Below are 14668 nucleotides of genomic sequence, written 5' to 3'. Positions count from 1 at the left end.
TCAGTTGATCTCCTCGAGCTTGCGGGTCTGACGGAAGGCGATGGCCGAGATCGTGGCCACGATCACGAAGATCACGATCGACAGCGCGCTGGCGAGCCCGTAGTTCCTCGGGGCGTTCCCGTCGATGCCCGAGATCGAGTACACCATCGAGATCAGGATGTCGGTGTGGCCCAGCGGGACCGAGGCGTCGGAGAACCGGGGACCTCCCCCGGTGAGCAGGTAGATCAAGGTGAAGTTGTTGAAGTTGAAGGCGAAGGAGGAGATCAGCAGCGGGGCGGTCGAGACGAGCAGCAGCGGCATCACCACCGAGCGCCAGGTACGGATGCGGCCCGCACCGTCGATCTTCGCGGCCTCGGTGACGTCCTGCGGGATGGACTGCAGGGCCCCGGTGCAGATGAGGAACATGTAGGGGAAGCCGAGCCAGAGGTTGACCCCCAGCACCGACAGCTTGGCCAACCACGGGTCGGTCAACCAGCCGATCTGCGCGCCGTTGAGGATCACGTCGTTGATGAAGCCGTAGCGTCGGTTTAGCAGGCCGGACCACAGCAGTGCCGCCAGGAAGCCCGGGAAGGCGTACGGGAGGATGAGCAGCGACCGGTAGATCTTGCGGCCGCGCAGCCTGGGGTCGTTGAAGACCATCGCCAACGCCAGGCCCAGCAGGAACGTGGTGACCACGGACAGTGCGGCGAAGGCGACCGTCCAGGCGAAGATCTTGACGAACGGGGTCGAGTACCGGGGGTCGGCGAAGGCCGTGGTGAAGTTCTCCGCACCGACCGTCACGCGCCAGCCGACAGGCAGCCGGGAACCGTCCTCGGCCTCGAACTGACCGCGCTCGTTGGGTCGGTAGACGGTGCCGGCGACGGTGTCGGTCATCGTGTCGGCGGACTCGTCGTACTCCAGGGTCGAGACGTACACGTAGCCGGCGCGGGCGTCCTGCGTCCGGATCGACCCGTCCTCGGGGTCCTCGGACAGCGGCACGCGCAGCCGGGTCACGTCGTCCGAGCGCTGCAGCACCTCGCCGCGCGGCAGGATCTCGTAGCCGGGGACCTCGGTGACCACGCCGTCGCTGACGACGGCGTCCGGCGCGTCCTGGAGGGGCTGCTCGGCGCGGCCGACCCGCACCACGTCACCCTGGGTGAGGATCGCGAAGCCGAGCTCCTCCCCGTCGCGGATCACGGTCAGCGGGTAGGAGGCCGAGCCCTCGAGCCGACGCTCGTTGGAGATCAGCAGGAACTCGATCGCGTCGCCCTTGACCGAGTTGTGGCCGTCACCGTAGTTCGTGAACGCGATGTAGCCCGTGTAGAAGACCACGAAGACCTGGTAGACGAGCAGGAAGGCCAGACCGGGGAGGATGTACTTGAGCGGCAGGGCGCGCTTGCTGAAGTACACGTAGTTGGCCGCCACGAGCAGCGCGACCATGGCCCACAGGATCCCGTAGGACTCCGCTCCCCAGGCCGCGAGGACCCCGTAGACGCCCAGGGCGTTGACCATGCCCAGCAGCAGGAGCTTGACCACGAAGCCCTTGGAGAAGTTGGTCGCGTGCGACGTCCGCACGTCGGGGCCGCCGGGACCGGCCTGCGGGGGCCGGAGCTGCGGGGCCTGGTTCGAGCTCATCGAAACCTCCGTGCAGGGGGCCGTCGAGCCACGTCCTGCGTCGTCGTGGGGCGTTGCCTGACGCCCCACCCACCGGGCGGCGTCCTGCAGGTGGTCGGGGCGGCGCCGTCGCCGCACCGGGGGTGCACGGGCCAGGGTTGCGGTCCGCGTGCGGCGCGCACCCGGTGGTGGTCCACCGGGTGCGCGCCGCACGGTCGTACAGTCCCGCGCGACGCGCGGGTCTCGGGCCTCGACTCAGGAGTCGAGCGCACCCTGGATGTCGGAGACCATCTTCTCCCAGGCCGCGACCGGCTCCTGGGCACCCGAGACGATGCCGGCCTCGGTGACTCCCCAGAAGGCCCAGACCGAACCCATCTCGGGGATCGACGGCATCGGCACGGCGTCGGCGCCGACCTCACGGAAGCCCGCGGTGATCGGGTCGGCGGACGCGGTGTCGGCCGCCGCGATCAGGGCCGGCGGGCGGTTGCCGGCCTCGTACAGGGCGAGCTGGGCCTCCTCGGTCGACATGTAGTTGACCAGGAAGTCGTTGGCGAGCAGCGCGTTGTCGCTCTGCGCGCTCACGTAGAAGCCGGCCACGCCCACGAAGGGCTGGGCGGGCTGGCCGCCTGCGCTCGGGATGGGGTCGACTGCGAGATCGAGGTCCCCGAAGGAGTCGAGGGTCCACGGCCCGGCGATGATGAACGGCGACTCGCCGTTGGCGAAGGCCTCGACGGCGACGTCGTAGGTCACGGCCGTGTCGAGGACGCCAGCCGCGCCCTGCGCTGCGAGCCACTCGGCGAAGGCTGTGCCCTCGGGGCCGCCGAGCGCGAGCTCGGGGGCGTAGGAGCCGTCCTCGTTCTGGACGAAGACCGGGGCCCCGAAGGAGGTCTGCAGCGGGTACATGTGGTACGGGTCGCCCTCCTCACCCAGGTGGATGAGGATCGGGTAGGTCGTCCCCGCGGCCTGGCCGGCAGCGACGGCGTCGTCCCAGGTGGCGGGGGCCTCAGCGGCCAGCGCCGTGTTGCGGATCAGGCCGATGTTCTCGACCGCGTAGGGCAGGCCGTACACCTGACCGTCCTGGGTGAAGGCCTCGACCGACACGGGCTCGAAGGCGTCGACGAGGTCGCCGAGCTCGATGGGGGCGACGACGCCGTTCACGGTCATCTCGCCGAGCCAGTCGTGCGCCCCGACGGTGATGTCGGGACCCTCACCGGTGGGAACCTGGGCGAGGAAGTCGGTCCGGATGTCCTCGAAGTTCTTCAGGACGAGCTCGACGGTCCCGCCGGTCTCCTCCTCGTACGCCGTCGCGGCGGACTGGACCGCCGCCTGGCGTGTCTCGTCGACCCAGATGGTGAGAGCGCCGCCCTCGGCAGGAGCCTCGGTCGAGGTCTCCTCGGGCGCAGCCTCGGGGGTCTCGGTGGTGTCGCCGCCGCAAGCGGTGAGGGTGAGTGCGGCGCCGAGGGCTACCGCCACCAGGGGGATGCTCCGTCGCATCGGGTTCTCCAGATGAGTCGCATGGTTCTCGGCCTCGACCGCCGGGTGACCCCGCCGACCTCAGCCCTGATGCGGTGACGCTAACCGGAGTTGTTCGCGCTTTGCAAGCCGTTACGGTAACTTTCAGGCAACGCTTTCGCGAGTGGTCGCGGGGCCTGGATGTCTAGGACGAGGAGGTCCCGTGTCCACTACGCTTCCGCCCGTGCGCACCCGACTGAAGGATCTGGCCGACCAGGCCGGCGTCAGCACGGCGACCGTCTCCCGGGTGCTCAACGGCAAGGCCGGCGTGGCCACGCAGACGCGCAAGTCCGTGCTAGCAGCCCTCGACGTCCTGGGCTACGACCGGCCCGAGAAGCTGCGGACACGGTCCAAGGGTCTCGTCGGGCTCATCGTCCCCGAGCTCGGCAACCCCGTCTTCCCGGCACTCGCCCAGGTCGTGGAGACCTCACTCTCGGACAGCGGGTACACCCCTCTGCTGTGCACGCAGTCCCCCGGTGGCACCACCGAGGACGAGTACGTCGAGATGCTCCTCGAGCACGGCGTCGACGGCATCGTGTTCGTCTCGGGGCGTCACGCCGACACCACCGCGACCCACGACCGCTATCACCGGCTGCGCAGCCGAGGGCTGCCGATCGTCCTGGTCAACGGCCACGCCGAGGGGATCGACGCGCCCAGCATCTCGGCCGACGACGCCGTCGCGGTCGACCTCGCCGTGCGGCACCTGACCTCGCTGGGACACCGGCGGATCGGTCTGGCCATCGGTCCGGACCGCTACACACCGGCACGCCGCAAGCTCGCTGCGTTCACTGCAGCGATGGAGCGCGAGGGCGCGACCGAGGTCCCCACCCACGTGGTGACGACGCTGTTCACGGTCGAGGGGGGGCAGGCCGCCGGGGGCGAGCTCATCGACTCCGGCCACACCGCGATCATCTGCGGCTCCGACCTCATGGCGCTGGGCGCCATCCGCGCTGCTCGGGCCCGCGGTCTGCGCGTCCCCGAGGACATCTCCGTGGTCGGCTACGACGACTCACCGCTCATCGCCTTCACCGACCCGCCGCTGACCACCGTCCGCCAGCCCGTGCTGGGCATGGGGCAGGCAGCGGTCAACGCCCTCGTGTCCGAGATCAGCGGGACGCGCGTGCCGCGCGCCGAGCTGTTGTTCCACCCCGAGCTCATCGTCCGCAGGTCGACCGGGACGGCACCCGTCCCCGGTCCATGAGACGCAGCCCACGCCCACGCCGTACGGTGGCGCGTAGACCCTGCGCCCCGCAGCCGGCACCCGACCTCCGCCTGCGCGCCCCCCACCGCACCCCGAACCCGACCCAGACTGGATCGACGTGACGCTCACGCCCTCACCCACCACGTCCGCTGCGCCTACCACCACGACCCTGGTGCACCCGCCCCGAACGGGGCGGACCGAGTGGTGGCGCCACGCGGTGATCTACCAGGTCTACCCGCGCTCGTTCGCCGACGGCGACGGGGACGGCATCGGCGACCTCCCCGGTGTGACCAGTCGGCTCGACCACCTCGCACGGCTCGGGGTCGACGCGATCTGGCTGTCGCCGTTCTACCGCTCCCCCCAGCACGACGCGGGCTACGACGTGGCCGACTACCGCGACGTCGATCCGCTCTTCGGCACCCTCGAGGACTTCGACGCGATGCTCGCCCGGGCGCACGGCCTGGGCATCCGCGTCATCGTCGACCTGGTGCCGAACCACACCTCGGCCGATCACGAGTGGTTCCAGGCCGCTCTCGCCGCGGCACCCGAGAGCCCCGAGCGTGCGCGGTACATCTTCCGCGACGGCACCGGTCCCGGGGGCTCGCAGCCGCCCAACAACTGGACGTCGGTCTTCGGCGGGGCGGCCTGGACACGGGTCACCGAGCCTGATGGCACCGCGGGCCAGTGGTACCTGCACCTGTTCGACACCAGCCAGCCGGACCTGGACTGGCGCAACCCCGAGGTACGGACGGAGTTCGAGGCCGTCCTGCGCTTCTGGCTCGACCGTGGGGTCGACGGCTTCCGCGTGGACGTGGCCCACGGCATGGTCAAGGAGGACGGCCTGCCCGACTGGGACGGGACCTCGTCGATGATCGACGGCGCCCACGAAGGGATCGCCGGCTCCGAGGACGGCTCGACGGGTGCGGGCAACGCCGGCCCGATGTGGGACCAGGAGGGTGTCCACGACATCTACCGTGCCTGGCACACCGTCCTGGCCGAGTACGACGGCGACCGCGCGCTGGTGGCCGAGGCCTGGGTCGAGCCGTTGAGCCGCCTGGCCCGCTACGTCCGTCCCGACGAGATGCACCAGGCCTTCAACTTCTCCTTCCTCACGACGCTCTGGCGTGCACCGGACCTGCGCACGGTGGTCAACGCCTCGCTGGTCGCGAGCGACGAGGTCGGGGCGCCGACCACCTGGGTGCTCTCCAACCACGACGTCGTGCGGCACGCCAGCAGGCTCGGGCTCGAGGTCCCGGGCTCCAAGCCCAACGGGATCGGCGCGGCCGACCCGCAGCCCGACGAGGCGCTGGGCCTGCGTCGCGCTCGCGCGGCGACGCTGCTGATGCTCGCGCTGCCCGGCTCGGCCTACCTGTACCAGGGCGAGGAGCTGGGCCTGCCCGAGCACACCACCCTGGACGACGAGGAGCGGCAGGACCCGGCCTGGTGGCGCTCGGGCTACACCGAGCGTGGCCGGGACGGCTGCCGCGTCCCGCTCCCCTGGGCCTCCGGCGAGCCGGGGCTGGGCTTCTCCGCCTCCGGCCGGACGTGGCTCTCCCAGCCTGACTCCTTCTCCCGCTACGCGCTCGACACCCAGCGCGGCGTCGCCGGCTCCACCTACGAGGTCTACCGCTCAGCGCTGCGCCTGCGCCGCGAGTTCCGTCTGGGCACCGGCTCCCTGGCATGGGTCGACGGTCTGCCGAGCTCAGCCGAGAGCTCGGTGCTCGCGTTCGTCAACCGCGACGTCCTGGTGGTCACGAACTTCGGTCCGGACCTGCTGCGCCTGCCAGCCGACCTGCAGCTGCTGCACGCCTCGCAAGACCTCCCCCTGGCCGACGACGACGCAGTGCTCGTCCCGGCCGACACGACCGTCTGGGCTCGCCTGACCTGACCGAAGGGCGGCGGTCAGCCGAGACCGACGACGACGCTCCCGGTCACGGCGACCAGGCGGTCTGCCGCCACCGCAAGGCGTTGCGTACCGCGGGGCAGCTCGGTGCGCCACCGCTCGGTCCCGTCGTCCAGGCGCAGGGCCGCGAGCTGAGCAGACCCGCCCTGCCCCCGGGGAACCGGCACCAGCAGCGATCGCCCGTCGGTCGCGACCGACCAGGCGAGCAACGGATCGACGGCGGCCCGCCACACGGTCGTGCCGTCGTGCACGTCGACCGCACGAACCTGGTCGTCCTCGACCAGGAACAGGCGCCCGTCGAGCTGGGCGACCGGGTCGGTGGTCGACGCCGCCTCGACCGACCAGAGCAGATCACCCGACCTCACGTCGTACCCCTCGAGGGCCGATCGGTCCCAGGCGACCACCACCAGGACGTCGGGGACCGAGCCGTCGTGCGGGAGAGGCCAGGCGGGGTCACCCGTCACCCGCAGGACGGCCCGCCCGTCGGGTGCGGTCACCTCGACCGTCGAGAAGGTCGCGGTCCGGGCGCCCCACCGCACCAGGTGGCCATCAGGGAGCACCGTCTGGGCATACACCCAGGTCAGGTCGTCAGGACCCGGCCGCGGCGCCTCGTCCGCCGGGCCGAGGGGTGCGCCGTCGGCGATCTCTACCGAGAACGCTCCTCGCGAGGTGAGGGTCAGCACGTCCTCGTGGAGGACGACGTCGAACTGCGCCCCGCCCTCCGACCCCAGCACACCCGGCTCGCTGCGGTGGACCCACAGGTCCTCCCCGGTACGGAGGTCCTGCCGCACCACTGTCACCCCACCCTCCGACCCGGCCCATGCCAGCAGGAGGTCATCACCGATCCTCCGCACGAGCAGGAGGTTGCCACGGACCTCACGTCGCGCCACGACCTCGCCGTCCGTGCCCGACAGCACGACCACGACCGTCGGGGGGAACAGCCCGATGAGGTTGCCGGCGAACTCGGGCTGCGCCCGCAGGCACAGGATCCTGGGCGCGACGTCCTGCGCGTGCGTCTCCTGACCCCTGGCGTACGAGGGACCCGTGGCGGTGCCGAAGCCTGCGACGTCGCTGCAGGACCCTCCTCCCGAGCCGGGTCGTGCCTGACCCCAGTCGTGCTGCCAGCGCTCCTGACCGTTCGACGGGTCGACCGCCCGCAGCCGCGCACCTGCGCTGTCCGTGAGCAGCAGGAGGTCGCCGGCGACCTCGGCCTGCCCGTCGACCGAGGCGACCCGCCAGAGCTCTCGGGGCGGCGACACCATGGGTGACAGCACTCCGGGGACGGCGGCCAGGGCCGCCCGTGACGCGGCCTCCTGCCGGACCTGCACCACCGTGGCCAGGACGAGCGCGAGGGCCACCACAGCGACCACGCCGTGCCGGGCCCGGAGGCCCCCGCGGCGTCCCGACCTCTCGCGGCCGGCCCCGGGGGCGTTCCCTGCCACCGACCGGGGCGCAGCGCCCGGCGGACCGTCGCCGGCTCGCTCGTCGGGTGGACCTGTGCTGTCGTCCTCGACCAGCTCGACCTCGACGACGTGCTCGGCGCCCGGCCCCGCCGTCGGGTGCTGACGCATGCTCCGACCCTAGGCCGTGCACCCCCTCGGTGGACGCCACACAGGCACCCGGGCGAGGTCGTTCAGCCGAGACCGACCAGATCGCCAGCGGTCAGTGCGATCAGGCGCCCGCCGACGGCGGTGAGCATCTGCGTCCTCTTGGGGAGGTCGGTGCGCCACCGCTCCTGACCCGTGCGCAGGTCGACAGCAGCCACCACGCGGTCCCCGGTCCCGTCCTCGGCGAGAGCCGGGAGCAGGACGGTGCGGCCGTCGCTCACGGGCAGCCAGAACGACGTCGGGGAGGTCGGCACTGTCCACAGACCTGTCCCGTCCGTGACGTCGACCGCGTCGACCGATGACTCACCCCGTAGCAGGACCAGCCCGTCGATCTGCACGACCGGGTATCCCGGCACCACGGGCGACACCCAGACCTGCTCACCGGTGGCGGAGTCCACACCGGTCACCCCAGGTCCCTCACCTGTCGGGCTCACGCCCCACTGGAGGACCAGCAGGATCTCCGGCACCGACCCGTCGGTGACCGGGACGGGGAAGACCGTCCCGTCGATCTCGAACAGCAGCTGTCCGTCGAGGTCGAGAACCCTGCTGCGGAACGTCTCGCCCCCGAAGGACCACTCGACGACCCCGCCACCGGGGAGGTCGGCCGACTCCTCGGGCCAGAGGCCGGAGGGCACCTCGCCCCCCTCGACCACGCTGCCGTCGGTGAGGTCGACGGCGATCTCCGTCGACCCGGACCAGACGAGCGTGATGCCGTCGAACGACCATCCGGCGCTCTCGTGCTCGCCGATCGCCCCGTCCTGGTCGCTCACGAACTCCCAGCGGCGCTCACCGGTGGCGATGTCGTGACGGACGACACGCAGCCGTCCCTGCTCGGTTCGCAACCCGACGACCAGGTCCTGGCCGACCTTCTGACTCAGCACGGGGGTGCCCTCGAGGTCCCAGCTGGTCACCTGCTCGCCGGTCAGGGCATCCAGCACCACGACGACGGGAGGCGCGAGGACCGCGGCCTCGACACCGGGCTCCGGCGTCAGGACGACGCACCACACGTGGTCAGCCTCCAGCAGGGCACCTCCGGCTCGCCACATGCCGTCCGGCTCGACGGCGTCTGTCCCGCAGGTCAGGTCAGAGGGTTGGGCCTCGGGCCATGCCCGGGTCCAGCGTTCACGGCCGGTCACCGGATCGATCGCGGTCACCCCACGCGGGTCGACCCGGACGACCATCCCCCCGGCGATCATCTGCCAGGTCCCCGGGGTCGTGCGCCAGACCTCCTCGAGCGGTCCTTCCAGCGGCGGCACGAGGCCGGGTACCTGCGCGAGCGCAGCGAGCCGCCCCTGCTCGGCACGGTCCTGGACCCAGCCGGCGCCCACCACGAGGGCCACCACCACGGACAGGACGACCAGACCCCGGGCCCGCCCGCGTCCACCGTGCCGGGCCGAGGACCGGCCGCGCTCACCTGGAGGGAGCGAACCGGCCACATCCGCAGGGTCGGGACCCATGGAACCGTCCGCCTCGACCAGCACGACGTCGACAGCGCCGTCCCGGTCGCCGGGACCTGCACGCGGGCGTCGGGGCACGGCGCTCAGGCTAGCCGGGGAGCCGACGAGGTAGGGCCGGGCGGCCCCTCACCCGCCCGAGACGCTGAGCTCGGCCTCCTGCAGGGCCTGCTGGAAGGACTCGCTGAGCTCACGTGAGTCGAGCCACCCGTAGGGCAGGGACGGCTTCTTGGGCGACCCGGCCCGGCCCCGCTGCCCCTCAGCCCCCGCGCCCGGGTACGGCTGGTCCAGGTCGAGCTCGGCCAGGAGGTCCTCGAGCTGTCCGAGGGTGCTCACCAACCCCAACCTCGCCCTCAGCTCACCGCCCACCACGTAGCCCTTGAAGTACCAGGCCATGTGCTTGCGCATCTCTCGCAGGGCCTTGGACTCGTCGTCGAACTCCTCGATCATCAGCTCGGCGTGCCGACGGACCGCCGTGGCGACCTCGGCCATCCCGGGCCGCACCCGCGCCGACGAGCCGTGGAAGGCCGCCGCGAGGTCGGCGAAGAGCCACGGTCGACCCTGGCAGCCGCGTCCCACGACCACGCCGTCGCACCCGGTCTGCTCGACCATCGCCAGGGCGTCCTCCGCGGACCAGATGTCCCCGTTGCCGAGCACCGGGATGTCGGTCACCGCAGCCTTGAGCCGTGCGATCGACTCCCAGTCGGCCGTGCCCGAGTAGTAGTCCGCCGCGGTCCGTGCGTGCAGCGCGACCGCCGCCACCCCGGCGTCCTGGGCACGGAGCCCCGCCTCGAGGTAGGTCAGGTGCTCCTCGTCGATGCCCTTGCGCATCTTGACCGTGACCGGGACCCCGTGCGGCGCTGCCGCACGGACCGCCGCCTCGACGATCGCCCCGAACAGGTCCCGCTTCCAGGGCAGCACGGCCCCGCCACCCTTGCGGGTCACCTTGGGCACGGGGCAGCCGAAGTTGAGGTCCACGTGGTCGGCGCGGTCCTCGCCGGCGAGCAGGTGCACCGCGGCCCCCACGGTGGCCGGGTCCACGCCGTACACCTGGACCGAGCGCGGCCGCTCGTCGTCGTCGTGCCGGATGATCCGCATGGACTCGGGGGTGCGCTCGACCAGTGCCCGGGAGGTCACCATCTCCGCGACGTACAGGCCGGCCCCGTGCTCACGGCACAGCCGACGGAACGCCCGGTTGGTCACGCCTGCCATGGGTGCCAGGACCACCGGCGTGTCGATGGTCAGGGGTCCGATCCGGAGCGCAGGGAGCACTGCGCCGGGCGTCGCCGCAGCGGCACGAGAGGGCGCCTGGTCGGCCGCCGAGAGGGTCGTCACCCCTCCAGTCTCCCATCGTCGGCGCGTGCGGGACCGGGCGCGCCGCCTGTCGGCCTGGACGTGCCCCCCGCGCACGGGAATGATCTGCGGGTGTCCCGGACGACGAACGACCTCGACCCCGACGGGTCCACGACCCGTCCCGGACCAGCCTCGGCGACCTCGGACGCCCGCGGGCCGGACCGGGTGGGCCTCGTGCTGGCCGCCATCCTGCTGCCCCTGGCGATCGCCACCGCCGCCGGCCTCGTGCTGCTGTGGCCCAGCGCCCAGGCGCCGTCCACCGGGATCGTCGCGGTGGACACCGAGTACCCCACGGGCCGGGTCCTGAGCGCGACCACGGAGTCCTGCGCCGGGGAGACCGAGGACCGCACCCCGGACGGTGACATCCCCGACCGGGTGCGCTGCACGCTGGTCGAGGTCGAGGTCACCTCGTCGGACGCCACCGGCGAGGTCGTCGAGGTGTGGGCCCCGGTGAACCTCGGGGTCACGGACCTCGGGCCAGGCACCAGGGTCGTCCTCGCCCGCTACCTCGCCACCGAGACCGAGCCCGAGGTCTGGGCCTGGTACGACTTCGCACGCACCGTCCCGCTCGGTGTCCTGGCCGGGGCCTTCGCCCTGGTGGTCACGGCGGTCGCGGGCCTGCGAGGCCTGCGGGCCTTGATCGGGCTGGCCCTGGCGTTCGGGGTCATCGCGACCTTCATGCTGCCTGCCCTGCTGGAGGGGCGGGATGCGCTCACGGTCGGCCTGGTCGGGTCCTCGGCGATCATGTTCGCCGTCCTCTACCTGGCCCACGGGTTCTCCCGACGCACCACCACCGCGCTGCTCGGCACGATGGCGGGCCTGGCGGTCACCGCGGCTCTGGGAGTGGCCGCGGCCAGCACCGCGCGACTGACCGGCATCTCGACCGAGGACAGCTACCGGCTCGCGATGCTCACCGGTCAGCTCGACGGGACGGCACTGCGCGGCCTGTTCCTGTGCGGGGTCGTCCTGGCCGGGCTGGGCGTGCTCAACGACGTCACGATCACCCAGGCCTCCGCGGTGTGGGAGCTGCGCTCGGCCGACCCGGCAGCCTCCCGCGGTGCGCTGTTCTCCCAGGGCATGCGCATCGGGCGGGACCACATCGCCTCGACGGTCTACACGATCGCCTTCGCCTACGCTGGCGCGGCGCTGCCGATCCTGCTGCTGCTGCAGGTGTACCAGCTGCCGTTCCTGCAGACCATCAGCAGCGGGGAGTTCGCCGAGGAGATCGCCAGGACCTTGGTCGGGTCGATCGGCCTGGTGCTCGCCATCCCGCTGACCACCCTCATCGCCGCGGTCGTCGTCACCGCGGGGCCGGCTCCTGCGCCGGACCCGGTGCACGGACATGGTCGACGGCGTCAGACTGCGCCGCCTGCCCACGGCCACCTGCACTGACGACCGCGACCGCGATGGCCGTGGTCAGCGGGATCGCCGCGACCAGACCGATCGAACCGACGAGGGTCCGTACCACCTCCTCGGCCACCTCGCCGGCGGTCAGCGTGTCGCCCAGCGGCTGGTCGTAGAGGCTGACCAGCAGCATGACCGGCAGCGCGGCTCCCACGTAGGCGAAGGCGATCGTGTAGACCGTCGAGGCGATGTGGTCGCGCCCGATGCGCATGCCACGCCGGAACAGCTCGACCGGCGACAGGTGCGGCGCGATGGTCTTGAGCTCCCAGACCGCCGAGGCCTGGGTGATCGTGACGTCGTTGAGCACGCCCAGCCCGGCCAGGATGATGCCGCACAGCACCACGCCGCGCAGATCGGCCTCGGGGGCGAAGGAGGGCAGGACCAGGGCGTCCTCACCGGTCATCCCGGTCAGCCGCGCGGCCCCGGTGGCCCAGCCGGCCAGCACGGCGGTGAGGCCGAGCCCCAGGAGGGTGCCCAGCAGCGCGGTCGTGGTGCGCGCACTGAACCCGTGGGCCAGGTAGAGCACCACGAACATCGCGGCAGACGCGGTCACCACACCCACGTAGAGCGCGTTGTACCCGGCGAGCAGAGCAGGAAGCGTGAAGACCGCGATCAGACCCAGGGCGACCACGAGACCGACCAGGGCCGCCAGACCGCGCCACCGCGCCACCAGCGCGACCAGCGCCGCGTAGGCGATGGCCAGCGCACCGATCGGCAGGTCGCGCACGTGGTCGACGAACACGTACGCCACGCCGTCGTCGGGGGCCTGGGGGATCGACAGCAGCTTGATCCGGTCACCGGCCTCGACGCCTCCCGCGATGGCCTCGGGCGGGACGTAGGCCAGCTCGACCAGACCGTCGACCTCGACCTCGAGCAGCCCCGCCTCAGGCAGCACCCGCGTGACGTCGGCCCGCAGGTACGACCCTCCCTCGGCGACCGTGGGGATGCGGTCGACCCGGTCGTCGGCACCGGGCCACAGGGTGACCAGGCCGATGATCGTCAGGACCAGGGCGGGCAGGACCGACAGGGCCAGCACCAGCCGCACCCTCGGCGTGGCACGGGGGGCCGGCCCGTGGCCGTGCGCCGACGTCGTCATCCCCCGGTCGCCCGCCGTCGTCTCAGGCACCCACCAGGCGTGTGGCCAGGTAGGTCGTGACCTGGTCCAGGCTCACCCGCTCCTGGGCCATGGTGTCGCGCGACCTGATGGTCACGGCCTGGTCCTGGAGGCTGTCGAAGTCGACGGTGATGCAGAACGGCGTGCCGATCTCGTCCTGTCGCCGGTACCGGCGACCGATCGCCCCGGCGTCGTCGAACTCGACGTTCCAGCTGCGCCGCAGCTCGGCGGCCAGGTCGCGGGCCACCGGTGAGAGGTCCTCGTGGCGGGACAGCGGCAGCACCGCGGCCTTGACCGGGGCCAACCGCGGGTCGAGCTTGAGCACGGTCCGCTTGTCCACACCGCCCTTGGTGTTGGGGGCCTCGTCCTCGGCGTACGCCTCGACCAGGAAGGCCATCAGCGACCGGGTCAGGCCCGCTGCGGGCTCGATCACGTAGGGCACCCAGCGCTCGTTCTTGGCCTGGTCGAAGTAGGACAGGTCGGTGCCGGAGTGCTCGGAGTGGGTCTTGAGGTCGAAGTCCGTGCGGTTGGCGACGCCCTCGAGCTCGCCCCACTCGCTGCCCTGGAACCCGAACCGGTACTCGATGTCAACGGTCCGGGTCGAGTAGTGGGAGAGCTTCTCGGCCGGGTGCTCGTACAGGCGCAGGTTGTCCCGCGAGAGCCCGAGGTCGACGTACCAGTCGGTCCGGGTGTCGATCCAGTACTGGTGCCACTCTGCGTCGGTGCCAGGCTCGACGAAGAACTCCATCTCCATCTGCTCGAACTCCCGGGTACGGAAGATGAAGTTCCCCGGGGTGATCTCGTTGCGGAAGGACTTGCCGATCTGCCCGATGCCGAACGGGGGCTTCTTGCGGGAGGTCGCCATGACCTGGCCGAAGTTGACGAAGATGCCCTGCGCGGTCTCCGGACGCAGGTAGTGCAGGCCCGACTCGTCCTCGACAGGTCCGAGGTGGGTCTTGAGCATCATGTTGAAGTCACGGGGCTCGGTCCAGCGGCCGCGGGTTCCGCAGTTCGGGCACGCGATGTCGCCGAGCCCGTTCTCGGGGGCACGACCCTTCTTCTCCTCGAACTCCTCGAGCATCTGGTCCTCGCGGTAGCGCTTGTGGCAGCTGAGGCACTCGGTGAGCGGGTCGGTGAACACCCCCACGTGGCCCGAGGCGACCCAGACCTGACGCGGCAGGATGACCGAGGAGTCGAGCCCGACGATGTCCTCGCGGCCGGTGACCATCGCCCGCCACCACTGGCGCTTGATGTTCTCCTTGAGCTCGACGCCCAGGGGGCCGTAGTCCCAGGCGGACCGCGTACCGCCGTAGATCTCTCCGCAGGGGAAGACGAAGCCCCGTCGCTTGGCGAGGTTCGTGATGGCGTCGAGACGGGACGGGGCTGCAGCCAACGGGATCACTCCAGAGATCGGCGGGTCCGCACGTGGCTCGCGCGGACAGGATCGACCCCCTGCCGCGTGTGGCGGCCGGGCACGGTCGTCGCCACAGGCTACCCGCGCGACTCCCGTGCGCGTTTGACAATCGT

Annotated in this window: 10 protein-coding genes; 3 read left to right on the top strand and 7 right to left on the bottom strand. The window is 71.7% G+C overall.

Annotation, left to right across the window (positions count from 1 at the left end):
• A complete protein-coding gene (locus M1R94_RS06330; RefSeq protein ID WP_249380821.1) occupies positions 1-1614 on the bottom strand; it encodes an ABC transporter permease subunit in 1614 nt (537 codons plus the stop codon).
• A 234-nt stretch (positions 1615-1848) separates the two neighbouring features.
• Positions 1849-3087: a sugar ABC transporter substrate-binding protein gene (locus tag M1R94_RS06325; RefSeq protein ID WP_249380820.1), complete on the bottom strand. Its 1239-nt coding sequence runs from the start codon at positions 3085-3087 to the stop codon at positions 1849-1851.
• Positions 3088-3289: 202 nt separating this feature from the next.
• Between M1R94_RS06325 and M1R94_RS06320 the strand changes: the two genes are divergently transcribed.
• Together M1R94_RS06320 and M1R94_RS06315 are read left to right on the top strand one after the other, a co-directional pair.
• On the top strand, positions 3290-4306 hold the full coding sequence (locus tag M1R94_RS06320) for a LacI family DNA-binding transcriptional regulator (protein WP_249380819.1): 1017 nt from the start codon (positions 3290-3292) through the stop codon (positions 4304-4306).
• Positions 4307-4424: 118 nt separating this feature from the next.
• Positions 4425-6194 (top strand): glycoside hydrolase family 13 protein, encoded by a 1770-nt coding sequence (locus tag M1R94_RS06315; RefSeq protein ID WP_249380818.1) that lies wholly within the window; start codon positions 4425-4427, stop codon positions 6192-6194.
• Positions 6195-6208: 14 nt separating this feature from the next.
• Here the strand turns inward: M1R94_RS06315 and M1R94_RS06310 are convergent, their stop codons facing one another.
• From M1R94_RS06310 to dusB, 3 genes are all read right to left on the bottom strand, one after another.
• The gene (locus M1R94_RS06310) at positions 6209-7780 is read right to left on the bottom strand and encodes an outer membrane protein assembly factor BamB family protein (protein WP_249380817.1); all 1572 of its coding nucleotides are present in this window, start codon (positions 7778-7780) and stop codon (positions 6209-6211) included.
• Positions 7781-7842: 62 nt separating this feature from the next.
• On the bottom strand, positions 7843-9351 hold the full coding sequence (locus M1R94_RS06305) for an outer membrane protein assembly factor BamB family protein (RefSeq protein WP_249380816.1): 1509 nt from the start codon (positions 9349-9351) through the stop codon (positions 7843-7845).
• A gap of 48 nt (positions 9352-9399) precedes the next feature.
• On the bottom strand, positions 9400-10605 hold the full coding sequence (dusB, locus tag M1R94_RS06300) for a tRNA dihydrouridine synthase DusB (protein ID WP_374109434.1): 1206 nt from the start codon (positions 10603-10605) through the stop codon (positions 9400-9402).
• 90 nt (positions 10606-10695) lie between these two features.
• Between dusB and M1R94_RS06295 the strand changes: the two genes are divergently transcribed.
• Positions 10696-12015 (top strand): YibE/F family protein, encoded by a 1320-nt coding sequence (locus tag M1R94_RS06295; protein ID WP_249380815.1) that lies wholly within the window; start codon positions 10696-10698, stop codon positions 12013-12015.
• On the opposite strand, the gene M1R94_RS06290 is transcribed toward M1R94_RS06295, so the two are convergent.
• Both M1R94_RS06290 and M1R94_RS06285 read right to left on the bottom strand, forming a co-directional pair.
• Positions 11924-13153 carry a YibE/F family protein gene (locus M1R94_RS06290; RefSeq protein WP_249380814.1) on the bottom strand — a complete coding sequence of 410 codons (1230 nt, stop codon included), beginning with the start codon at positions 13151-13153 and terminating at the stop codon, positions 11924-11926. The two genes, M1R94_RS06295 and M1R94_RS06290, sit on opposite strands and share 92 nt — an antisense overlap.
• Complete coding sequence (locus tag M1R94_RS06285; RefSeq protein WP_249380813.1) at positions 13146-14534, bottom strand: glycine--tRNA ligase; 1389 nt, start codon at positions 14532-14534, stop codon at positions 13146-13148. Before M1R94_RS06285 ends, M1R94_RS06290 begins: the two co-directional genes overlap by 8 nt.
• Between the last annotated feature and the right edge of the window lie 134 nt (positions 14535-14668).

It is taken from the genome of Actinotalea alkalitolerans (assembly GCF_023369855.1).
Taxonomy (GTDB): Bacteria; Actinomycetota; Actinomycetes; order Actinomycetales; family Cellulomonadaceae; genus Actinotalea.
The sequence above is the reverse complement of the archived record's forward strand: the minus strand, read 5'-3'. Positions and strand labels throughout refer to the sequence as shown.